The organism is Paenibacillus sp. FSL F4-0087 (assembly GCF_038020215.1).
Lineage (GTDB): Bacteria > Bacillota > Bacilli > Paenibacillales > Paenibacillaceae > Paenibacillus > Paenibacillus taichungensis.
Genome location: NZ_JBBODJ010000001.1, coordinates 5,477,586 through 5,501,148, shown reverse-complemented (window position 1 = coordinate 5,501,148; position 23,563 = coordinate 5,477,586). Strand labels below are relative to the sequence as shown.

Sequence of the window (23,563 nt, the reverse complement as noted above, 5' to 3'; positions counted from 1 at the left end):
AAAGCGATTAAACTCCGTTGTTATACAGAAGCACGCATTTGGAGCAAATCGGTGTCAGACCGCAGGCCAGAATCTCGCGTTGTTTTCGCAGATCCTCTCCGTGGAAAATATCAGCCACACTTTCTTCGTATAAATTACCGACACTGAATTCCGGAAAAAATTTGCATGGATTGACTTTACCGTCTGGCATCACGTCCATCCGATTCGAGATCGAGAAACATTTGGTCCGATTCATGGCAGGCTTTTCGCTACCTCGAATAAAACCTTCTACTTCTTCGGGCTCCAACGCAGGCTGATAACGGATGCGTACATTCCACACTCGTGAATTGACCCGTTTAAATTCCTCAATTAATGTGTCGTAACGATCCGGTGAGATGTGAAACGTGAAAGAGTGCCAGCTATTCTTGTGGTCGCTCGCAAAACGAGAGGCAAGGTGCGGAAAGTGCGCATCAAAGTAGGTGTCCATTTTTCCCGCCGTATCGGAAGGGATGTACCATGGGAAGCAGAAGTACACGGAATCAACGCCAAGCTCTTCAAAAAATTCCATCAAGCTATACAGCTGATCAACCATTTGGTCATTTACGGTCAGAGCTACGGACACTTTACCTTTATACAAGCCCTGCTTTTGCAGATCCAACAGCAGCTGTATGGCGTGAATCACTTTTTTGAATGTGCCTTTGCCCCGAATCGCGTCATTCTCCTTCTCGAATCCTTCCAGGCTGACCAGCATGACTAAATTTTTAGACATTTTCAAAATGGAGTCCAGCTTTTGTTCAATGAGAATCGCGTTTGTACAAATGGTCGTATGCCGGTCTTCCTTAGCCAGCAGTTCTGCCAGTTCATCGAACTTGGAGTAAAATAGCGGTTCTCCCCCCCATAGGAACACACGTGATTTGCGTTCTCTCGTTTCGGCGAGCAGTTTCTCCACGACGGGAATCTCGATTTCGTCTCTTTTCACTTCACTGGCAAAGCCGTGATGGAAGCCATCTGGATTCCATTCAAAGCAATGCTTGCAGCGAAGATTACAGCCGTTATTAAGCTTGATTCCGATCTCATAAGGCACGGGTGCCGCATAGGTCGGGTCCTCCCGGCGTTTCCTTCCCGTTTCTGCGAGCGGAACGAGGGTTCTTTTCATATTTTGGAATGTCAGCTTATCAAACGTAACTGCTGTTTTCGGCTGCATGCGTTTTCCTCCCCAAATGATTGATTTTTGATCGCTGCTCCAGCAAACGTCTGTACATTTCTTCGAGAAGTTGTTCCGAGTAATCTAGGGCTTTCCATTCCGCAAATCCGATACCGAAACCACAGGATTCCCAATAGTTTGAATTCTGAAGCTCATGGTCGCCGAACGGCTCTAACATGACAAAAGGTATTCCGTAGGACAATGAATCGTTCAGTGTCGCTCCTCCGGGCTTGCTGATAATGGCAGCGCAATTGCGCATCAATTCCGTGTAATCAGAGTAATTATTGAGAGGAATGACCCGAAGAATGCCTTCTTCACGCACATATCGGTTCATTGGCGGAAACGAATGCCGCCCTTGGGCATCCCGACTCCACGGGTTCCATGAAACCTCTGTTCCGAAGTAACGTGTGCTCCCATCGTCTTCCTCGACCTCGGAAGGATCATAGACGATCACATCCAACAAGTAACCACATTGACGAAGCTCTGCAATCGTTGACGCGTATGTTCCTATCCCCCAACCGCCGCCATGAATCAGAATGCGCCCATCACGCAGTGCATAAGGCAGGAGTTCCGTTTCATCTGAGGCAATATAGCTATCTGGAGACAACCTTGATGGCTCGTAAAGCCAAACGTTTTTGTAGTCCGGATACAAGGACTTGTGTACTTTAAACGATGGCGTATCACATACATCCAAGCGGATCAGTTGAATATCCAGAGGTATGTGCGCAATGGCTTTGTACCTCTCCAGGATTGGGAGCCAAAAACCGGTAAACACAGCAAAATGAGATACCTCATTACGTATCCAGGAGTCCAACAGGAACTGGACTTCCTCTTCATCCAGGGAAGAGTCTACAGGCTTAGCCAGTTTATGCCCCATAAGGGCAACAGAGAAATCGGCATGAAATGCTTTTTTAGTGGAATTAATCTTGCACCTGATTTCTTCATGATACAGGTTCTCCAGAACGTGAACGTCTGTCCTAACACCTCTATCTTGTAGGTACGTGTTCAGATGCATAGCCGGAATGTATGCACCAAGCGAATTGCCTGACGCAAGCAGGGTAACCGAAGATGAATTCATGCGCAGCCTCCGCATTCCAGAATTAGTTGTACACCTTAATGGACAAGTCAGCGAGTACCTGCCTCAGACTCACGATCAGTTCACTGCGATGTTCGTCATCACGGCCCACCACCGAGATATACAATCGTCCCTTCGGCATACCCCGATGACTCTGGATTCCCTCGGAAATACGTCGAGAGGTCAGAATTTCATTCACTATCACGGTGTTAGATGAAATAGGCATAATTCCATACTCATCTTGCCCTTTGAATAGAAGACCGGATACACGCAAATCGTCGAGCAACTTTCCGAACGTGAAGCCTTCAGGTAGACCGAGAGAAAGGAAGGTAAGCAGGCCGCTATGGCCGTACGTTTTCCAGCCTTTATCGAGATAAGTATTAATAAGGCCCATGGACTTACGGGCGTTAATCTCAACAATGGGTACAATATCGCCGTCCTCCAGAATCATGGAGTCGATGCACACGAAGCCATGGTATCCATCCTCGAATAATATCCGAAGTGCCTTTTCCATCGTATCAAAATAACCCGCGTTCTCCAGCAGAAGGAGCAAAGCCTCATCTGCTCTAATAGACCCGCCGTAATTCTGCTGCTGATTCAGCATACACTGAACCGAAAGGAAATCTCTCTCACCGCTCTTATGAATGAACCAATGTGAGCTGAAATCGATCGCTTTTCTCAGCAGTGGTTCCAGCAGGAATTGCGAGCGCAATCCTCTTCTCTCCTGCTTGTCCAGGTGTTCAGCTATCCTTCGTTGCATGGATTCATTTTCAATGAGCATGTTGCCCTTGCCGGAAACACCGAATGGATCTTTCAGCAAATACGCCCCCCGCTTCAGCAGCGTATTTCCGACAGCCTGCACTTCTACTACACTGTTCACTTCCGTGCCATAACACTTCTCTCCGATTCTGTTCAGCAGTCGGTTGGAGTAGAATTTGGAATTTACACGTTTAACCGTCTCAAGGTTGGGCAAAGAACCCAACGATCCTTCGGCACGTAGGTACTCCTCAATATCAGCCGTAATGGCATAAGGAGAGAGCTGTTTTTCGTTGTGGGTCAACATCACTTCACGCTGTTGATCGTCTGAAGCAAGACTGAACATGCACTGCTTGAAAACGTCCGGTTCGGGTAAGGAACTCTGTTCATCGTTCAAATCAAAGTTGTAATGGCTATGAAAGGAAAAACCTAACCCGTTCAGATACTCGTACAGCTTTGGATCGATTTTGCAGCGGGTGTAGAGGATATCGTCAGGTCCGCAAAATGGAAATAACAGCTCGTCCATACATAGGACAATGGATTCCCTGTCCTTATCAGGAATAGCAGGTAACTTGGCTAAGTCCGGATCCCTCCATCGCGTTTCCGGATCAAACGTCCCCATAACGATCGTTGGAATTACTCTGGCCTCACTTCTGGACATCTTCGTACAATGATTGCTCTTGAGACTGGCAGCTTTTTAGAAAGGTAATAAATGTGTCGATAGACTGGAGATGTTCATAATCGAATTCGTCATAGTCAATGATTACGTTTAACTGATCCTCGACTTTGAGCATAAACTGGATCATTTGCAGAGAATCGAGACCAATATCGTTATTCAGTTCCGTTGCTGGGGACAAGGATTGGCGTAGTTCCGGTTGGTCTTCTTTAATAGCGCACAAAATATCTACGATTTTATCGTACATGACTACACTCCTTTAAAGCTAACATTGTGTGAGGTACAACCGAAATTATTACGCTTACATATGCATTCAAATCAAACCTGAATTTGGTTTTTATTTCTCCTTCCTCTTCCAAAGTTACAATTATTATCTTTATAATGACATTTTATGTCAAGGGATAAAAACCTCTGATATTCTACTCATAACATGGCTACTACCAACTAAAAAATCGCTATTTATAAGGGTTTTTCCGGGTCGACCCTCCTCATTTTGTTTTGAACGATTTTCTCCCTTTGATAAGATCAAGACAAATTGTTAAAATTTATGTACTAACGTTAAAAGCCACCCATTTAATAGGAAATGAGGCGAGAACATGATTGAAATTACGATTGAATTGGTACGTCAATTAATTGATAGTCAATTTCCGAAGTGGAAAGGCTTAACGATAACACCCGTAGAAAAAAGCGGGCACGATAACCGCACCTATCGATTGGGTGACGAAATGACGATTCGTTTACCAAGTCACGAACGTTACGCCTCTGCTGTAGAAAAAGAACTGAAGTGGCTTCCAGTTTTCAAGCCTCAACTATCCTGGCCCATTCCAGCTCCCATTGCAAAAGGTGAACCTTCGGACGACTATCCCCTTCCCTGGTCGATCAACCAATGGATTGCAGGTGAGACCGTCACACATACCAACGTACTCGACCTAAGCGTTTTTGCCGAAGACCTCGCTAAATTTCTGAGGGAACTCGAAGCCAATGATGCTAGTCAAGGAATACCCGCAGGCATTCAAAATTTTCATCGCGGCGGGGACTTAGCGGTTTACGATACAGATACAAGAACCGTCATTGAAAAGGTATCCAGCGAATACGATCCAAAGCTCATGACTGAAATATGGGAGCTTGCCCTGGCAACGAAATATCAAGCTGCACCGTTATGGATCCATGGTGATGTTGCAGTAGGTAATCTGCTCGTGCAAGATGGACGATTATGCGGGGTTATTGATTTTGGAACTATGGGTGTGGGCGACCCTTCTAGTGATCTTGTGATAGCCTGGAACTTTTTTGATGATGTAAGTCGCGAAATTTTTCTAAGCTGCATGAATGTTGACCAAGATACGGTTGATCGTGCCCGTGGCTGGGCTTTGTGGAAAGCACTCATCTCCTACGATTGGAATGAACCAGGCTCCGAAGCCTCGAACTGGGGAAAGCATGTCATAGATGTCATTATTCGTGACTATAAATCGCTCTAAGCATATGAGCCAACCAAATCCCTACGCTGGACGTACAGCCGCGCGTAGGGATTTCTTTCTGCTTATCCGAAGATTTGTTTTGCGTTTTATTTTAGCCATCCCATTTCAATTCTAAATCTTGCAATGTTAATCACAAATCAGTGTTGACATTGAGCTTAGGATAAAGCAGTTCGTTATAACGAGCTGGGGTGATGATGCAGTGGAGATGCAGATATGAACTGGGGAGCGTAAACTGATCTTACTATTGTGAATTTTTCATATACTGAAATAATAATATAGTGTACGAAGACAAGGTGCCGTGAGTTAACATTTGAAGCTACACGATTAAATTCCCCTTTAATTCTTGGATGGAAATCTGGCGAAAGCACCCCCTCCCTATGGACATAGCCAGTACGCTCTTCTTATTGTGAATTTTTCATATAGTGAAAATATAAGGTTGTTGCCAATAAAAAAGCCGCCTTTAAGGCGACTTTGTAGTTATCATGCTATTTTTATAGCTGAAAGCTGAAAAAATCAAGTTCGTCCAGTCCAATCAGCTCCCGCTATTTCTTTCCAACGTTCTCTAATCTCGTCATATAACTCCTTACTCAGAGCTCCTTTGGCGACAAGATCCGCATTTTGCTGCCAACGATTAGGTTTGGCTGTACCCACAATCGCCGTGTCTACCCATTCTGTACTGAGCGTAAAACGTAATGCCGTTTCAACGGCTGCTTGTGCATCTTCGCCCAGAAAACCATAACCAAGTTCATTCAAGCGCTTCCAGTATACAAAGGGATATGCTTCTTCCGGAAGCGAGTCATACGTCCATGCCGCATTGGCAATGGGACGTTTGGCAATAACCCCCATATTTCTCTTTCTCGCTTCTGGCAACGTCAGATCGATGGCTTCCTGATCAGCAATGTTCAGCGAGGTTTCCAAGCTGTCGAACACACCTGTCTGAATCGCATAAAGTGCATCTGTCGTATCGCCACTATATCCAATAAATCTTGTTTTCCCAGCTTCCTTGGCTCGTTGCAGCACTTCAATGACTGCTCCTTGCCGAAGTACTTCTTCAGAGCAACTATGAAGATGGATTACATCAACGTATTCCGTTTTTAGTCGTCGAAGACTACGGTCAATCGTTTGCTCTAATACTTTGGCGTCCCAATCTGGGCCATCTACCCCAGCGGCATGTCCACATTTGGTAAACAAATAATAATCGTCTCTGCGATGTGATAGCACATCTCCAATTAACTCTTCACTATCCCCATAACATTCAGCCGTGTCAATGACGTTTAACCCTGCATCCAACGCACTGTTAAGCAATGTTTCTACATCTGCTTTGGATACGTTCTTGCCGATCTCCGCTCCACCAAACCCAAGTGTACTTACTTTCATGCCAGTGTTTCCGTAATTACGCAGTTCCATGGATCATTTCCTCCAAGCTTCGTGAATTTGGGTACAGATAATGAATGTACATATAGTACAAATTAGTCTTCGGTATGTATTACCCTTTTGTTGGGTATTACACCCACTTGTTCATCTTACTCTATTTCCTCCAACACGGATACATCCGTTGAATCAGGTTACGAAGAACTGACTCGGGTTCCCCAGTTCAGGATGAAATTTCTCACGGAAGCGGCCTCCCGTATATTCCCCTATGATTTTTCGCCAGAATGCCTGAGCAATGACATTGTTGCGAACCTGGGTTACTTTCCACCTTCCCGGAAAACGTTCAAACAGCTCATAAGCTGCCCGGGTACCCACTCCACTACGCCGGTATTTCTGCATGACAAAAAACTCAGTCAAATAGTAGTCATTATCCTTGCTGCCTGGTTCACAACGCTCTACTAACGCAAACCCTGCTGGTGCCTCATCACTTGTAATCAAAAAAGGAAACTTACGGTCTTCCTCTGACCAAAAAGCGTCCAATCCGGGATACTCCGGGAAAATACCGTTACTATCCACATCAATATTCAAATATTTAGTAAAATCATACAGATAAAATTGCATTAAGTGCCTAATCACCTGACTGCGTTCCCGGGGAACCAGCTCTATTTTTATATTCATCCGGTTCACCTCCTCTGCTCTACTTATAACTCATACTTTAAAGCGTTACACCGCCAAGGGCAAGGAAGCATAGATGTGTGTTATTCCGGTTCCGTGAACAGGCTGTGACGATCTAAATATGGTAAACTAGGATATAGCATATTTTAGAAATTATTTTAACATGGGGGTGCCGAACTTGACCAATGTGCAAAAAGAGATTGACCGACGCAAGCTGGATGACAAACTGCCTTCCATGCCTTGGTTCGTTCAGCAATTCATTGACTATAAATTACCCGACTTATCTCCTTCTACTCTGCTTGAATATTTAAGGGATTATGAAGCCTTCTTTGGCTGGTTACGCGCAGAAGGATTATCCGAGGCAAGCTCTAATAAGGAAGTTACATTGCTTGAACTAGAAGTCCTTCGAATGGAATCAGTGACATCATATCGATTATTTTTGGCCACCAAGCGTGAAGGAGCCAACTCCAGAATCACGGTTTCCCGTAAACTTTCTTCTCTGCGTTCGCTCTTTCATTATTTAAGTCAGATTGCGGAAGACGAAGATTTCTACCCCCTGCTGAAACGAAACATTATGGCGAAAATTGAGATCAAACGTACCCATAAACCCAAAGATACAGCAGCCAAACTAAAGGGTAAACTTCTGGAAGAAGAAGAGTTACTGGAGTTTATCGGATACATCCTTGAAGGATATGCCGTGGATATGGAAAAGAACAAACAGGCGATCTACTCACATGAGCTAAACAAAGAACGGGATGCCTGTATTGCCAGCCTCATTCTGAATTCAGGTTTGCGTGTATCTGAAGTGGTGAACCTGAACGTGGATGATCTGGATCTGAACAATAAACTTCTATATGTATATCGCAAAGGTAATAATGATGAGACGTTTAAGACGCCCGTGTATTTTAGAGAACAAGCCAAGGATGAACTCGCAACTTATATCAATCTGCGTCAGTCACGTTACCGCACACCCAAACGGGAAAAAGGCTTGTTTATCGCTCTTCGCAATGGAGATTCCGAAGGAAGTCGGATGACCAAACGGGCCATACAAGCCATGATCATGAAGTACGCCAAACAATTCGGCAAGCCGTATCTGACTGTGCATAAATTGCGCCATTCTTTTGCAACCGACTATTATCTGCAAAATGATATCTATAAAACAAAAGAACAGCTTGGACACGCTTCTACAGAAACAACCGAAATTTACGCGCACCTCACAGATAAAACGATGTCTGAAGCAATTGAACGTCGTACAGATGATGGGATCTAGCCTATTTATGCAGTTCAGCATAAATTCGATTCATTAGCTCATTAAAATGTAACTTAAAAAGCGATTCTTCCAGGAGGATGTCCTGTAAGGATCGCTTCTTCATATCTATGGCTTCGCAAGATTAATGAAAACACACTCTTTTCCTTACATTTCATATCATTCAGTTTACATAATAATTATTTCGTCATAATCTTCTTTTCTCTTCATGACATTCACGCGAAACCAGCCATCTTGCTATATCCTCTGCCTCATGAACAGAATGCCAAACGAGGCCCTCACTATCCTCCATACATTCTCTCTTGTCATGCTCCAGATCCAGCCATGAAACGATCCCGATTACATCCTGTAACGTGTCTTTTAGAGAAAGATCTTTCTCTTCACGGACCATGATCAATTTGGGATATGGTGCTAGTTTGTATCCCTCAATGAGAATCCAGTCGTAGGCAGACAGATATTTTATCATGTTTTCCAACGGCGTCGCTTGTCTTTCAATGAGTGCAGTACGTTTCTCCGACATAACAACGATTGCATCGGCCCCTGCTTGAGCAAAGCTGTAGGAATCGGTTCCTTCGTGATCCATCTCAAAATGATCATGTCCATCATGTTTTATTACAGCCACTCTTCGTCCAGCAGAGGTAAGGTACCGGGTAAGCGCAGCAATTAAAGTGCTTTTGCCTGAGTTTTTATATCCAACAATCTGTATGATATGTGGTGAAGTACTTCTTATTTCAGACATGTATGACCTACCTGACATGACCTGTGGGGAGTCTGAGAATTCGAACCTGTTCCCCCGCAGGAATGCCTTTTTTCTCGGGCGGAACAACGATCAGACAATCGCTATCTTTAATAGTAATCATGACACTGGATTCGTCCACACGCGAGGCAGAAGGTTTAGCATATACCATTCCGTTACGTATCTCTGTCCGTCCGCGTACAAAGCGCGTGAAATTGTTGACCTTTGTATAGTCATCATCCAATATGGCTGTCCATTCTTCCAAATATGGATGAGCATCAGCCTGCATCGAACGAATTGTTGGCCGAACAAACAACTCAAAGCCGACAAAACAAGCCCCCGGATTGCCCGAAAGTGCAAATAGCAGCTTGTCATTAACCACTGCAGCCGTCGTAACACTGCCGGGACGCATGGTCACTTTGTTAAACAGCATCTCCATATTCCCTTCCCGAACCAAGTCCCCCATAATGTCATAATCTCCAACCGATACTCCACCTGTTGTGACCACCATATCATTATGTTCAAGCGCTTCTGTAAGCTTCGTACGTGCGGTATCCACATCATCTGCAATCGAACCATACATAACCGGCTCGCCACCCGCTTCAACGACCAGAGACCGAAGCATATAACTGTTACTGTTCCGAATACGCCCGGGTTGCAATGGCTCGTCCACTTCCAACAACTCTGTACCTGTTGCAAAAATGGCTACCTTGGGGCGTTTGTATACAGGCACTTGACCTACGCCGAATGTCGCCAGCACGGATTGTTCACCTGCCTGAATAATCGTTCCTGCTTCCAGCAGCAATTGGCCCTCATGAACTTCCAATCCAATTGGGGTAATGTTAGCATCAGTCTGAATATGGCGCTTCAGAGCAATCCATTGTTCCCCATGCTCTTCTTTACTTTCAGTCATCTCCATCATAACAACAGCATCTGCACCTTCCGGTACCTGAGCTCCTGTCATGATCCGAGCAGCTGTACCCGATGTAATCGTAAGATCCGATGTATACCCGCATGGAATTTCATCAATGATACGGAGCCAAATCTGCTGCTCGCTTGATGCTTCAATCGTATCCGAACTTAGAATCGCGAACCCATCCATTCCGGAACGACGAAAGAATGGGTAAGGATGGGGAGCATGAATCGTCTCAGCAAGCGTTCGACCATGTGCTTGCTCAAGTGTTACTTTTTCTATTGAACCCGAACTGACATGAGCAGCAACTTTCGCCTGCGCATCCGGTACTTGTATAGCTTTACGGATAAATTTCGCAGTCGTCATATCCGTTGAATGTGAATTTATTTTCAATGGTGATAGAACCTCCCTGGATCATTTGTTCATCTTAAAAAGTGTAGCCCGAAAGCTAGGTCATGACAAGTACTCTCCAACATATCATTCACATGAAAGACGAATGGACAGACCATAATATGTAAGAGAAAGGAGCTGACCTTTATGAACCAACGATGCGAATTATGTGGAAGGGAGCCTGTCGAGACAACAGTACATCACCTGACACCGAAAGAAATGGGCGGAACACATATGCCTACTGCAGATCTTTGTATCCCTTGCCACAAACAGATTCATTCTCTGTATACCAATCGCGATATTATTACCTTAGGTTTAACTGAGATACAGGCTCTAAGGAAAGATGAACGCATCGCTCCTTATATCCGCTGGATTCGCAAACAACCTGCCACAACCATTCCTCGTGTTCGAAAGTCCCATCATGTCCGCAAATCGTAAAACAAAAAGAACAGCGTCCAAGGTCATGTTCAGTGGCATAGCTCGCTCCACCTTACCTTTTCACTGTTCTTCTGCTAATGCTTTAATATTGCGGGCCCCATTCATGAGGAGTGCTACCTACGCCTCATGATTCGGCCGCCGCCAACCCTCGTTTTGGGTTTTTTATAGGAACTCTTCGGTGAATCAAATAATCCTCCAAGGCCGCCACTACTTTTATTACGATCAATTGTGCCTTTGCTTTGTTCCTTATTCCGGCTGAATAATCCTCCACCGGAGCCTACGCTTGAATCCTTATCGCTGCCACGACGGGTAATCGACCCTTTCCGGTCAACGGTAATGGGCGGCGCAACCTTTTTATCGCTGCTCGTCGGTGTCCGATAGGAACCTTCTCTTGGTTTGTACGTGTCCTTGTTCGTATAACCCCGATACGTACCGGACCCTCTACCCCCGAACGAATCAAACAAATTACCGATTAATGTTGCGGTTAAATAACCTTGCAAAAAGGACGAATCATAATTCTGCCGAACATATTCCTTTGAATCCACCTCAACCAAGGTGTCTTCCGCTTTATTCGGGTCTTGCTGCAAATGATAATACTGGTCCTGATACACCAGGAACATCCGCTCTGTATTTTCCGCCGAGATCTGATCCGGCTTCCGCTGTTCAGATAAATCCTGAGCAACCTCTGGAACGGTACGATCGGCAGCTCGGTACACATAGGATGTCGTATTACCACTGCCGCTGACCGATTCAAGCGGATATGTGTCCTGAACGGATGGTGCTCCGCACGCGGACAGCAGCGACATCACAAGGCTGAGGACCAGCATTAATTTTAATGCATGTGCCAAGCGCTTTTTCATTGGAACCTCTCCTAGCTCGAACGAATCACTTTGATATCCGCAGGAAGAATGGACTCACCTTCATACAGCGTAAATCTTCTGTCTTGCCACTCCACACGCAAAAGCATGTTATCATCAGACTGATATTGCCATACTAATTGTTCCCCAGCCTGACCATAGGGTGTCCTGCCTGCAGTGGTTACCATTCCTCCGTATTCTTCCTCCAAATGATACGCACGTCCATCCAGATCCAGCAACGTAGGCACCTCGTCTGGTGCATCGAGACGGCCATCAATTGGTGTATAGAGGGCATACCGGGTCATTTCCCGTTCTTCAATATGCAAATGTCGGATTGCCGTACCATCCTGCAACGTGAGTACAGCTGCATTTCGCGCTCGATGATGTACCCGCCCAACAACTTCATAGGTGACCAGCGAAACTTCACAGATATCACCAGGTGCCAGCTGAAGCATTGTTTTCTCTACCTTAGGCGGTTCAGGTTTGGCTATTATCCCTTTAATCCGTTTCCACACACTCATACCCATTACTCCTGTTCTTTATCTTATAAACAAGCTGCAATAATTAATGCGCCCACGATATGTAGTGCACCCGAGAACAAACCATAACCAGTCTTGCCCTGCTGTATTCCCGTATCCAGATCCAGGTTGGCCCATCTCCGAATCATAAAGTGAACCACACTCTCCAGAATCAGCAAAATAATAAATGAAACAACGGATACCAACAACGCTTCTCCAAGATGACCGGCTGTCGAAATGGAGGTGGCGAGTACATATCCCTGAGCAAACAGCTTCATAACCATACGTGTTGTAACGGCCATATTGCCCGCCTTCACTTCAGCAAAATCCTTATACTTCGTGAACAAAGAATCCACATACATTAAGACAAACAGCAAAACCGAACCCGATAACGTCCAGACCAGCATTGCCAAAATGTTCAAATCCATTTACATAGCCCCCACATCTCAACATGAACCGCAATTAAAAGCGAAGGAGAAACGCTGGTCTCTCCTCCGCTGGTGCCCCTGCTTGCTTACAAGGTTTTAGTTCTTATTTTCGTATTGCTTCATCAGTGCTGCCAGTTCATCCTCAACAGCCTGATCTTTGCCCAGCTTCTCGAACTCATCATCCAGCGATTTTCCTTTGGACGACATCTCATTGCTGGCTTCGGCCTGTGCTTCCATCTGCATCATTTTTTCTTCCATGCGCTTCATGCCGGCACTTGCAGTGTCGGAGCCAAATCCGTTCAGCGCCTTGTTGATTTCGGTTTGAGCTTTTGCAGCGTTGTAGCGCGCAACCAATGTTTCACGTTTGTTTTTCATTTGCGTCAATTGTTTGCGCATTTCGTCCAGCTTGCCACGAAGGTTATCGGCAGAAGCCTTGTTTTGATCATAGCTTGTTTTGTACTCGGCCATCTTCTCTTCAGCGACCTTCTTCTCTTCCAATGCCCGACGAGCCAAATCCATATTCTGTGCACGCGCTGCTGTATGTGCTTGCTCCTCACGTTTCTTCACGAGAGCTTCCTGTTCTTCAAACAGCTGCTTGAATTTCTTCTCAATGGCGATCTGTGCAGCAACAGCTTTCTCCGCATCTTCCAGATCTTCCTGCATATCCCGGATATATTGATCCGTCATTTTGATCGGATCTTCTGCCTTGTCAATAATAGAGTTAATGTTAGACATCGTTAAATCGCGCAATCGTTTGAAAATGGACATTATGGTATTCCTCCTAGTCGATAGTTCATCCTTGTATATAATCATACATACGTGGCAATGTTCTACTCGTTTCAATTTTAACAAAAAAAATCATAAAAAACGATTTTAGCCTGCTTAGCCTAAATGGAACTATTGAATCAATCGACCCGTTTGGCACAGCTCTTCATCAAGCAGCTTCTCTGCAGTCTGCACAATCTCGTCAATCTGCATCCGCGTAATTTCATCAAAGTGAATCCCCATTATTACGGTAACGGTTACCTTTAAATGAAGGGCAGCCTTACGTGCCAGTCTCTCACACAACTCTTGTTCTTTATGCCCTGGAATATGCACCGTAGCCCCACTCACTCGTTCACGGTCTGGATAAAATGTGGCTACTGCTCCAATATGTGATCTTCCTCCAGTTACCATAAACACTTTGTCTTCCCCTGCCTCAATCACCTGTAAACGAACGGAGTTTAAATCGTATGTACTCATTTTGCTCCACCTGTCCTTTTCAATATGTATATGTATGGTGGAATTATGGCTCCGATTTAATGAATCAGCAGTGAAACATCTCACATCATGCATAAATACGGATGGCCCCGGGCATACCAAAGAGAACGCAATTTGGGAAAAGGAGGCACGAACATGCGTATACGCCTCATCATGTTATCCATCATGGTCATTCTTCTGGGAGGAAGTTATGCTCCTGCTCAGTTATGGGCTTCTTCAAGCCCGCAAACCGAACCTGCTTCGAAGTCTGATTCTCCTGAAGAAGAACAGTTGACTCTGGGACAACTCAGACAGAAATATGCGGATACGTTCAAAACCAATGGCCCCTCAACAAAAAAGGTCGCTCTGACTTTTGATGATGTTCCTGATCCACGGTTCACACCGCAGGTGCTGGATATTCTAAAAAAATACAAGGTGCGGGCTACGTTTTTCATTGTAGGAAATCGCGCTGAGAAACATCCGGATCTGGTGAAACGTATGATAAAAGAAGGGCATATTGTGGGCAATCACAGCTACAATCACCCGGAATTCAGCAAGCTAACCATGAATGCATTTCGCAAACAAATCTTACATACCGGGGATATTATTCGAAATCTAGCGGGTTACACTCCCAAAATGATTCGTCCACCCTATGGTGACATTAACGAGCAACAGCTCCAATGGGCAGCCAAGCAACATTACAGCATCGTGAACTGGAACGTTGATTCTCTGGACTGGAAGGGCCTCTCCAAAGAGGAAGTCAAACAAAACATCCTGTCCGCCGTCAAACCAGGTTCCATTGTTCTGCAGCATGCAGGAGGCGGTGTAGGATCGAAGCTGAGTGGTACGATCGAGGCGTTGCCTGAAGTTATTGAAGAATTGCGAAACCGCGGGTACGAGCTGGTGACTTTGGACGAAATGCTGGAACTGCCAAAGGGTAAATAGATTTGATACGGCAATGGATATTCAAAAGGGTGTTCTTCAATCACATTATTGTGATTGGAGAGCACCCTTTATTGTTTAATTTAGATTAAGTTGGAGTCACATATGATGATGTGCAGCTTGCTTTGATTTTATTTCAAAATGTAAAGTTCCACATCCTGAATACCAAATGTGCTCACGGATTGCTTGCTGCCAGGAATAAAGATATCGATCTTGTGTCCTTTAATGGCACTGCCCACATCACGAGCCGTAGCGACAAATGCCTGTTTTGGCAGTCCTGGATGTGTATGACCTGTCACCAGTACCTTTGTACCCAATGGAATGATACTTGGGTCTACTGCAATGGTACCCAATTCAAGCGGATTACCGAAGTAATCCACAGCACCCCATCCTCCATTTTCGGAAGCATCAGCGGAGTATGCTGTTGCTTTGACGTCGACAGCTTTGCTGTAATCAAACGTTTTTCCCCAGGCTTGTACAACTTTACTATCTGCATTAACGTCAAGGCTTGCGGCAGTTACCGTTTTGGCCTCCGTTTTTGCTGCTGCAGCAGAAGCTGTGTTTGTTGTTTTACCAGGGATCGTAATTTTCAAACCACCATAAATGTTGTAAGCTGAAATGTCATTATTAGCTTTAATAAGAGAGTTAAGTCCAACTCCATATTGTTTGGATAAGGTGTAGAAGGTATCCCCCTCTTTGGCCACATGAACTGAATCAGCATGAGCCGGAACGGCCTGAATGAGCATTGCTGCTGTCAGCAAAGCTGTTGCTGTTTTGGCTATACGTTTCTTGTTAATCATGGTCTTCCTCCCTCATTATGCCTGCGAAGTTAGTTGTCGGATTCGGATGGAGGAAACCACCCTATAGGTTCAATTACATTTAAGAATTTATGTAGCCCTAATTCACCCCAAGCCGTGTGCAAATAATTCTTCCCCTAGCACACTCTGCATCATTACATCCCACACTCCCAACTCCGGAAGTTTCGGCAGGAACAAATATATCACAATTTTGTAACCAGGGGTCGTAGTAAATGTTACCATCTGGCTAATTCACTTTAATATTTAGGCTGAATTCAAGCCGTTTTTTCAAATAAATGTCTATTTGAGCTTTAATCATTGATGACAGAAACGTTACTTTTTATGTAATTCCGTGCGTATCCTTACATAACAAAACAATCCCTGCCGACGGTTCGTCGACAGGGATTGTTGAGGGGATGAAATTCTCATCCAAAGTATAGATTTTGCATTTTCATCTTGATCTTCATCCTTATTATTGGATGGTATTAGAGCACTTTAGCGAGGAAGTCACGTGTACGTGCATGCTTGGGCTCGCCAAACACTTCAGCAGGCGTTCCTTCTTCTACAATAACCCCACCATCCATGAACAGGATACGGTCTCCTACTTCGCGTGCGAAGCCCATCTCATGGGTTACAATAACCATAGTCATGCCGCCCTCTGCAAGCCGCTTCATGACATCCAGTACTTCACCGACCATTTCAGGGTCCAGTGCTGAAGTAGGCTCGTCAAACAGCATGACATGCGGCTGCATCGCAAGCGCTCTTGCAATAGCGATCCGTTGTTTCTGTCCACCGGACAGCTGATTTGGATAAGCGTCTTTTTTGTCAGATAGGCCAACCGTCTTGAGCAAATCTGAGCAGATTTGTTCCGCTTCGTGTGCAGATTGTTTTTTCACTTTAATGGGAGCAATCGTAATATTCTGTTGCACCGTTTTGTGCGGAAACAGATTGAAATGCTGGAATACCATCCCCATTTTTTCACGTGTTGCATTAATGTTATGTTTGGGGTCAGTGATCGATACACCTTCAAAATTAATTTCGCCTGAAGTCGGCTGCTCCAGCAGGTTCAAACAGCGCAAAAATGTACTTTTCCCCGATCCGGACGGACCGATGACCACGACAACCTCGCCTTTGCCAATTGTTACATTAATGCCCTTGAGCACATCGTTATTTCCATATGATTTGTGTAATTGTCTAACGTCTATCACTTGCACTCAACTTCCTTTCCAGTCGACCCAGCAGCTTGGACAAAATGAACGTCAGCACAAAGTAAATGGCCGCTGCAATCAGGAATGGATTCATTCCTTGGTACGTAATGTTTTTGACTACACTTGCCTGGTACATAATGTCCACCATACCAATAACCGAGATGATGGAGGATTCCTTGATAATGGTCACGAACTCATTACCGATCGCCGGCAACACCGCTTTGAACGCTTGTGGAAGCACAATGAAGCGCATGGCCGCACCTCTGCCCATCCCCAGGGAACGAGCTGCTTCCAGTTGACCGCGATCCACACCCTGTATACCTGCCCGGAAAATCTCGGCAAGATAGGCACCACTATTAATGGATAGTGTGATAATCCCCGCCTGAAGTGGCGTGAAATTAATCCCCAACGTTAGAGCAAGACCGTAATAGATAATCATCAACTGAACCAGCATTGGTGTACCACGAATAACTTCAACGTAAGCTGTTCCGATCCAACGCAGAATGGAAACGTCATGCAGACGGAACAAACAAATGATCAAACCGATAATTACCCCGAAGATTACACCGAGTGCAGACAGTAAGAGGGTGTAGCCCACACCTGTTGCATAAAAGCTTTTGTACTGCCAGAACACTTGGAAAATGTTTTGGTCTTTTTTCACCTTGTCTGCCATCAACTTGCTTGCTTCAGTAACCATCTGATCGATTTTATTTTCGCTTTTCAGACGCTCGAGCGTTCCGTTCACTGCACTCAGCAATTCCGTATTGCCCTTACGAATCCCGATTGCCGCTTCGGCCTGCTCTTCATCCGGAATAGCTGGAGCTAATCCAATCACGTCATCCAGGTAACCGGCAGCTACTGTATCCTCAACGATTGCAGCATTTACACGATTGGTCTGCAATTGCAGTACGATATCAGATATTTTATCAAGTGCTGTCAATTTTGCGCCTGGGATTCCCTGGCCAATCGTTTCCTGAATGGAGCCTTTTTGGACACCAATTTTTTCATTTTCCAGATCAGCCATGGTTGGATATTTATCTTTATCCGCATTGCGAACCATGATGACTTGCTTTGATTTATAATAGGTATCGGAGAAGTCAATGCTTTGTCTACGATCATCCGTTGGCGTCATTCCCGAGATGACCATATCCACCCGACCACTCTGCAACGCAGGAAGAAGTCCGTCAAAACCCATATCCTCTATTACAAGTTCTGCGCCAAGATCGGCAGCAATTTCTTTAGCAATCGAAATATCAAATCCGACAATTTGGTCTTTACCATCAATCACTTTATGGAATTCATATGGTGCAAAGTCGGCACTTGTACCGAGCACCAGCTTTTTACTGCCTGAATTGCTTGTAGTTCCCGTTGCCATCGCAACAGGTGCAACCGTAGTTAGCAAGACCACAAAAGCTAGCAGCATCATGGTGTAACGACTAATCAATTTCAACCCTGTTCTCCCCTTATAATACTTTGTATGCTTTCTGTTGTTGATGCCTGAGTCATTATAAAGTAGAATGCATGATTATGCAATGCATTTCGACAGGATTCGATTACAGCCCGTTTCTGAAAAATAACCGCAACTATGATATAATTATTGAATTATTTTCATTTTTGCTTAAGGAGTCCATCATGACACATACCAAAACACAAATACTAACTGTTATTGACCAATATGCTTCCCGTTTTAAGGAGATTTCATCATACATTGGTGCCAATCCCGAACTTGGTAACGAAGAATACCTTGCTTCTGCTCGGTTAAAAGAAGAACTTGCCTACCATGGTTTTTCTGTAGAAGCTCCTGTCCTTGGTTTGGACACCGCATTTATCGGTACGTATGCTGCTTCCAAACCAGGTCCGACGATTGCCCTGTTATGTGAATACGACGCACTTCCGGAAATCGGTCATGCTTGTGGGCACCATCTAATCTGTATGATGAGCCTCGGAGCTGCGGTAGGTCTGAAGTCCATACTGGATGAAGTCGGCGGAACATTAAAAGTGTTCGGTACGCCAGCGGAAGAAACGCGTGGGGCCAAAGTGCCTATGGCTGAAGCAGGATTGTTTGATGACTGTGATGTCGCACTAATGGCGCACCCTTATTACGCCTATGAGAAATCTGGCAGTTCCCTGGCTATTGATGCTGTACAATTTGAATTCCATGGGAAATCTTCACATGCTGCTGCAAGTCCACATGAAGGCATTAACGCCCTGGATGCAGTAATCCAGACGTTTAATGGCATTAATGCGTTCCGTCAACAAGTGAAAAGCACGGTTCGTATTCATGGGGTTATCAATAGCGGAGGACAGGCAGCCAACATCATACCTGACTACGCTTCAGCACAATTCTATGTACGTGCCTCGACGAGAAAAGAGTTGAATATTCTCACTCAACGCGTAATTCAGATCGCGGAAGGTTCTGCTTTGCAAACGGGATGCCGGCTTGTTACATCTAATTATGAGACTTCCTATGATGAGATGGTCACGAATGAATCGTTATCTGCTGCTTTTAGTGCTAATCTGCTTAAACTGGGTATTTCTCAAGAGGAGATCGTAAGTGGTAACGACCATGGTTCTATGGATATTGGTAACGTATCCTTGCGTTGTCCTGCGATCCACCCATATATCCGTGTTGTGGACGAAGTTCATACGCTTCATTCCATTGAATTCCGGGATCTGGCGTTACAGGAACGGGCCCTGGACGGTATGATCCTTGGAGCCAAGGCAATTGCTGCAACTGCTTATGATGTTCTTACACAGCCTGGGCTGCTGCAAACCATTCAAACAGAGTTTAAGCAAGCAAGTCGCTAAGTTTTTCGCAAAATGCTGCGTATTTGCAGCAGGGTGTTCTGCAGGACCTGCATTTCGGGTCTTAAGGAGCACCCTTTTGTTTTGTCATAAATACGTATATACGGACACAAGCTGGAAATGCTGTGAAAAGAAAACGTTGAAAAGTGTTGAAATCTTTACATTTAGCGGCTGAACTAATGGTTCACATGCTGTCTAACTTGGTTATTTATAGCTATAACTTTATCTTGAGCTCAGGAGGTGTTGTCATGCTGCTCGAAGCGATGTATCACGTTCCACGCGATAAATGGGCTTATGCTTATAATCCCTCGACGATTCACCTGCGTGTACGAACGAAGAGAGACGATGTACAATATGTGACTGCACTGACTGGTGATAAATACGATTGGAATGGAACCTATAAGGAAATTCAATTGGAAAAAGCGGCTTCCGACAATATGTTTGATTACTGGGAAACTGCAGTTAAGCCCAAATTCAAACGTCTGACTTACATCTTTCGCATAACCGCCGGTACCGAAAATATTTATTTGGCTGATAACGGAATTCATTATACTCCCCCGTATCCTACAGGAGGATATTATGAATTTTCCTACATTCATGAAATTGATGTATTTAAGGTTCCCGAATGGGCTAAAGAAGCTGTGTTCTACCAAATCATGACCGAAAGGTTTGCCAATGGTAATCCCGATCTGAACCCGGAAGGAACCCAGGAATGGGGCGGTCGACCTGAACTGGATAACTACTTTGGCGGAGACCTGCAAGGTGTTCTCAATCACCTGGATGATCTGACTAAACTCGGTGTTAACGCCATCTACTTTACCCCTCTGTTCCAAGCAAACTCCTACCATAAATACGATACCGTTGATTATAAAAAAGTAGACCCTCAATTCGGGGACAATGAAATGCTCAAAAAAGTAGCAGAACAATGTCATCGCCGCGGAATCCGTGTCATGCTGGATGCGGTATTTAACCATTGCAGCGAAGACTTCCCTCCTTTTCAGGATGTCCTGAAGAACGGCAAAAACTCCAAATATGCAGACTGGTTTCATATTAATGAATATCCGGTGCAGATCAAGGATGGTATACCAACCTACGATACCTTTGGATTTTATGGCAATATGCCCAAGTTCAATACCGCCAATCCCGAAGTAAAAGACTATTTGCTTGATGTGGCTGAATACTGGATCAAGGAGATTAAACTAGACGGTTGGCGACTCGATGTTGCGAATGAAGTGGATAACCATTTCTGGCGTGATTTCCGCAAAGTAGTCAAAACCGCCAATCCGGAAGCCTATATTGTAGGCGAAGTTTGGAGTGATTCCCTGACATGGCTTATGGGAGATCAATTTGATTCCGTAATGAACTACCCTTTTGCTGACAAGGTGCTTGAATTCTTTTGTGGTTCGATGGATGGTTATAACTTCGCTAACGAGATGGGCTCACTCATTATGCGTTACCCGCAACAGACGAATGAAGTCATCTTCAATATGCTGTGCAGTCATGACACCCCACGTCTGCTTACTCGGGCCGGAGAAGACAAACGCAGATTAAAATTGTCGGTTGTGTTTCTTTTCACTTATATTGGTACGCCCTGTATATTCTATGGGGATGAGGTTGGTATACGTGGAGAAGGTGATCCGGATTGCCGTAAATGCATGCAATGGGACCCTGCCAAGCAAGATAAGGAGCTTTATGACTTCTATCGCCTGATGATTGATTTGCGGAAAAGTAATGAGGCTCTTCGCAAAGGCCGCTTCCGTTTTTTGAAGGCCGATCACAATGATCCATGCATCATTTATGAACGTATGGATGACTCTCTTCACTTTACGGTGTGGATGAACAATACTCCGCTAGAACGTACACTCTCACATCCGATGGAAACCAAGGACTGGAAGGATGCTCTAACCGAAGATGCTGTTGTTCCCACCAATGGAGTGATGAATATTAAACTTGATCCTTACGGATACCGTATTTTGTATAGACAATTGGAACCGAGCTAACTACTTGCCAGAAAAACTCCTGAAGAATTGAATAACCTTTTAATGATCATCGGATGCTCAGGAGTTTTCTGACAAAGAGCTGAAGTTTAGGCTATAACTTCGTCGTTTTCAAATCCCCATTTGCATCTATGGTTATTTTCCACCGCGTAGAATTTGGACCAAGCATGACAATTTCATTTATTAATTGATATAACGTTCCATTATTGTCTTTAACCAGATCAACGACTATGTTTTTCCCATTTGTAAAGGGACTTGCACCAAAGAGATAACGTCCCGTCGCACTTGCCGCAGCCATCAGCATGTTATCTCTTATGATGTTGCCCTCCACCGTATTATTAACCATGTCCAGATGCACTGCCCACCATGTTCCCTCATATTTCAAGCGATTTCCAGTGACGATATTGTTGGAGCCACGAACTTGAATACATGTGCCTTTTCCTGCAACTGAATTGTGAGAAAAGGTACAATCATTATGCAAACTGACCATCCGGTCAGGATTGGTCGTCTCAAAGCCTGGCTCAATGATGTTGCTCGATGCAATCACTCCATTGGCAATATCCATTGCTATCCCCGCTTGGGCAATATAATTGCCTTTTACGATAATATGACCATCCGCCACAATTCCCCAGTGTTTACCTCTTGGAATAATAATGTTGTCTGATATAATTCCGATGTCCATGCCTTCTGCACCTGTACTGGTTTTCGCTTCTATGGCAGCAGTAGCACTTGGCCTTGAGATGGTGTCGATCAGGTTTCCCTGTATTACAAACAGATGGTTGCTTAAATCGTTGGGATTATATTGGGAGGGAAGGAAAGATACTGAAATAACAGACGTGATTTTGATATTCTTAAAGACATTGGAGGTTACAAAGGCACCTTCGAAACCGATAAGCCCAACACCAAATGCTGTTCCAATCAGGCTATTGCCATCTATGTGCAGATTTTTGGCTCCAGTCTCTCCTCCCTCATTGTTACAGGTAATCCCACCACCGACTGTAGGCATATGATTTACTTGTTGTCCGCCTGAAAAAGAAGCAAAATCCGAATCACTGGATAATACAGGCGTGTGTAGAAAGTTATCGATGATCGAAACATGCCATGTTCCCTTGACCAGGATGCCATCCCCAAGATAGCGATAACAGTCATTCTCACGAATCACCACAAAAACCAAATGACTCCGAACTGCAATCGGTTCCTCTCCCAAGTGATGAAGCTTATTGTTTCTTATGACGACATTTCGGGCGGGATTGTCTTGACTGCTGGAACCATTGACTCCAATCCCATCGGTAAATTTACTAATATCGTTATTTTGCAACAGTACATTGCTCGAATTCTCGATGTATAAACCTGTCTTGCTTTTACTCCAAGCTGCTTGAGTCGTACGAACCAAGGTCAAGCCACTTATCTCTACATGATTGCTTCCTTCGATTCTGATTCCCTGATCGGAGACCTCCAATATTGCGCCTGGCAACGCTTTGATGATAACAGACCTTCCACTAAACGTATAGAACCAGCCCGTCTTGACAACTTTATAGTGCCCTGGCGTAAATAATAAAACATCACCTTCTTGTGCTGAGTCAAAAAAAGCTTTAATCTGGGCTGTCTGATCGCTTCCATCTCCGGGAGCAAAACTCCTCACATTAATAAAACTGCCTGTCAGCGTGGATTGCACAGCGGCAATATTTCCCATGATCTGGCCAAACATTTCATTCATTTTGACGGCATTATATCCGTCGACACTGCTTAGAGCCTGCAAATTAGGATTGTAATCAGAGGTAAAATTAATGTAGTTGTTCATTTTAAATTCGCCTCCT

At 44.7% G+C, this 23,563-nt stretch carries 23 protein-coding genes and 1 riboswitch; of the genes, 6 read left to right on the top strand and 17 right to left on the bottom strand.

The genetic code is table 11. The features are described from left to right. Positions 1-7: 7 nt before the first annotated feature. Genes MHB84_RS25340 through MHB84_RS25325 form a run of 4 tightly spaced genes read right to left on the bottom strand, consistent with a single transcriptional unit; the run spans position 8 to position 3,937 of the window. Positions 8-1,183: a radical SAM protein gene (locus MHB84_RS25340; protein WP_076289156.1), complete on the bottom strand. Its 1,176-nt coding sequence runs from the start codon at positions 1,181-1,183 to the stop codon at positions 8-10. After that, a complete protein-coding gene (locus MHB84_RS25335) occupies positions 1,155-2,261 on the bottom strand; it encodes a hypothetical protein (RefSeq protein WP_076289155.1) in 1,107 nt (368 codons plus the stop codon). Before MHB84_RS25335 ends, MHB84_RS25340 begins: the two co-directional genes overlap by 29 nt. A 22-nt stretch (positions 2,262-2,283) precedes the next feature. Then, positions 2,284-3,675: a hypothetical protein gene (locus MHB84_RS25330; RefSeq protein ID WP_076289154.1), complete on the bottom strand. Its 1,392-nt coding sequence runs from the start codon at positions 3,673-3,675 to the stop codon at positions 2,284-2,286. After that, positions 3,662-3,937 (bottom strand): acyl carrier protein, encoded by a 276-nt coding sequence (locus MHB84_RS25325; RefSeq protein ID WP_064637210.1) that lies wholly within the window; start codon positions 3,935-3,937, stop codon positions 3,662-3,664. The genes MHB84_RS25330 and MHB84_RS25325 overlap by 14 nt, the downstream gene beginning before the upstream one ends. Before the next feature lie 349 nt (positions 3,938-4,286). Between MHB84_RS25325 and MHB84_RS25320 the strand changes: the two genes are divergently transcribed. After that, positions 4,287-5,165, top strand: coding sequence for an aminoglycoside phosphotransferase family protein (locus MHB84_RS25320; RefSeq protein ID WP_076289153.1), 879 nt, complete (start codon positions 4,287-4,289; stop codon positions 5,163-5,165). A 513-nt stretch (positions 5,166-5,678) separates the two neighbouring features. Here MHB84_RS25320 and MHB84_RS25315 read toward each other — a convergent pair. Both MHB84_RS25315 and MHB84_RS25310 read right to left on the bottom strand, forming a co-directional pair. Beyond that, the gene (locus MHB84_RS25315; protein ID WP_076289152.1) at positions 5,679-6,572 is read right to left on the bottom strand and encodes an aldo/keto reductase; all 894 of its coding nucleotides are present in this window, start codon (positions 6,570-6,572) and stop codon (positions 5,679-5,681) included. A 153-nt stretch (positions 6,573-6,725) separates the two neighbouring features. Continuing rightward, positions 6,726-7,214 (bottom strand): GNAT family N-acetyltransferase, encoded by a 489-nt coding sequence (locus MHB84_RS25310; RefSeq protein ID WP_076289151.1) that lies wholly within the window; start codon positions 7,212-7,214, stop codon positions 6,726-6,728. Between the two features lie 175 nt (positions 7,215-7,389). On the opposite strand from MHB84_RS25310, the gene xerS reads away from it, so the two are divergent. Further along, entirely contained in the window at positions 7,390-8,481 is a 1,092-nt protein-coding gene (xerS, locus tag MHB84_RS25305; protein WP_256716805.1) for a tyrosine recombinase XerS, read from the top strand. Positions 8,482-8,665: 184 nt separating this feature from the next. On the opposite strand, the gene mobB is transcribed toward xerS, so the two are convergent. Together mobB and MHB84_RS25295 are read right to left on the bottom strand one after the other, a co-directional pair. After that, positions 8,666-9,217 carry a molybdopterin-guanine dinucleotide biosynthesis protein B gene (gene mobB, locus MHB84_RS25300; RefSeq protein ID WP_076289149.1) on the bottom strand — a complete coding sequence of 184 codons (552 nt, stop codon included), beginning with the start codon at positions 9,215-9,217 and terminating at the stop codon, positions 8,666-8,668. A gap of 7 nt (positions 9,218-9,224) precedes the next feature. Next, entirely contained in the window at positions 9,225-10,493 is a 1,269-nt protein-coding gene (locus MHB84_RS25295; protein WP_076289353.1) for a molybdopterin molybdotransferase MoeA, read from the bottom strand. 171 nt (positions 10,494-10,664) lie between these two features. On the opposite strand from MHB84_RS25295, the gene MHB84_RS25290 reads away from it, so the two are divergent. Then, positions 10,665-10,955 (top strand): restriction endonuclease, encoded by a 291-nt coding sequence (locus MHB84_RS25290; protein WP_076289148.1) that lies wholly within the window; start codon positions 10,665-10,667, stop codon positions 10,953-10,955. A 113-nt stretch (positions 10,956-11,068) separates the two neighbouring features. On the opposite strand, the gene MHB84_RS25285 is transcribed toward MHB84_RS25290, so the two are convergent. From MHB84_RS25285 to lpdD, 5 genes are all read right to left on the bottom strand, one after another. Beyond that, complete coding sequence (locus MHB84_RS25285; protein WP_076289147.1) at positions 11,069-11,815, bottom strand: DUF4247 domain-containing protein; 747 nt, start codon at positions 11,813-11,815, stop codon at positions 11,069-11,071. Positions 11,816-11,826: 11 nt separating this feature from the next. Further along, a complete protein-coding gene (locus MHB84_RS25280; protein WP_076289146.1) occupies positions 11,827-12,333 on the bottom strand; it encodes a DUF4178 domain-containing protein in 507 nt (168 codons plus the stop codon). A gap of 23 nt (positions 12,334-12,356) precedes the next feature. Then, positions 12,357-12,758, bottom strand: a complete 402-nt coding sequence (locus MHB84_RS25275; RefSeq protein WP_063562809.1) for a DUF350 domain-containing protein — start codon at positions 12,756-12,758, stop codon at positions 12,357-12,359. A 96-nt stretch (positions 12,759-12,854) separates the two neighbouring features. Continuing rightward, complete coding sequence (locus tag MHB84_RS25270; RefSeq protein ID WP_024634017.1) at positions 12,855-13,526, bottom strand: PspA/IM30 family protein; 672 nt, start codon at positions 13,524-13,526, stop codon at positions 12,855-12,857. 129 nt (positions 13,527-13,655) lie between these two features. Then, entirely contained in the window at positions 13,656-14,000 is a 345-nt protein-coding gene (lpdD, locus tag MHB84_RS25265; RefSeq protein ID WP_076289145.1) for a prenylated flavin chaperone LpdD, read from the bottom strand. 153 nt (positions 14,001-14,153) lie between these two features. Between lpdD and MHB84_RS25260 the strand changes: the two genes are divergently transcribed. Beyond that, positions 14,154-14,942 (top strand): polysaccharide deacetylase family protein, encoded by a 789-nt coding sequence (locus tag MHB84_RS25260; protein WP_076289144.1) that lies wholly within the window; start codon positions 14,154-14,156, stop codon positions 14,940-14,942. Positions 14,943-15,070: 128 nt separating this feature from the next. Here the strand turns inward: MHB84_RS25260 and MHB84_RS25255 are convergent, their stop codons facing one another. The 3 genes from MHB84_RS25255 to MHB84_RS25245 all read right to left on the bottom strand — a co-directional run bounded on the left by MHB84_RS25255 (position 15,071) and on the right by MHB84_RS25245 (position 18,394). Next, a complete protein-coding gene (locus MHB84_RS25255) occupies positions 15,071-15,739 on the bottom strand; it encodes a 3D domain-containing protein (protein ID WP_076289143.1) in 669 nt (222 codons plus the stop codon). Positions 15,740-15,741: 2 nt separating this feature from the next. Further along, positions 15,742-15,937, bottom strand: a riboswitch (cyclic di-AMP (ydaO/yuaA leader). Between the two features lie 284 nt (positions 15,938-16,221). Further along, positions 16,222-16,944: an amino acid ABC transporter ATP-binding protein gene (locus tag MHB84_RS25250; RefSeq protein ID WP_076289142.1), complete on the bottom strand. Its 723-nt coding sequence runs from the start codon at positions 16,942-16,944 to the stop codon at positions 16,222-16,224. Continuing rightward, positions 16,931-18,394, bottom strand: a complete 1,464-nt coding sequence (locus tag MHB84_RS25245) for an ABC transporter permease subunit (RefSeq protein WP_083678894.1) — start codon at positions 18,392-18,394, stop codon at positions 16,931-16,933. The genes MHB84_RS25250 and MHB84_RS25245 overlap by 14 nt, the downstream gene beginning before the upstream one ends. 182 nt (positions 18,395-18,576) lie before the next feature. Between MHB84_RS25245 and MHB84_RS25240 the strand changes: the two genes are divergently transcribed. Both MHB84_RS25240 and MHB84_RS25235 read left to right on the top strand, forming a co-directional pair. Then, positions 18,577-19,752 (top strand): M20 family metallopeptidase, encoded by a 1,176-nt coding sequence (locus MHB84_RS25240; RefSeq protein ID WP_076289351.1) that lies wholly within the window; start codon positions 18,577-18,579, stop codon positions 19,750-19,752. 245 nt (positions 19,753-19,997) lie between these two features. After that, positions 19,998-21,749, top strand: a complete 1,752-nt coding sequence (locus tag MHB84_RS25235; protein ID WP_076289141.1) for an alpha-glycosidase — start codon at positions 19,998-20,000, stop codon at positions 21,747-21,749. 91 nt (positions 21,750-21,840) lie between these two features. Here the strand turns inward: MHB84_RS25235 and MHB84_RS25230 are convergent, their stop codons facing one another. Then, the gene (locus MHB84_RS25230; protein ID WP_076289140.1) at positions 21,841-23,547 is read right to left on the bottom strand and encodes a NosD domain-containing protein; all 1,707 of its coding nucleotides are present in this window, start codon (positions 23,545-23,547) and stop codon (positions 21,841-21,843) included. Positions 23,548-23,563: the final 16 nt, after the last annotated feature.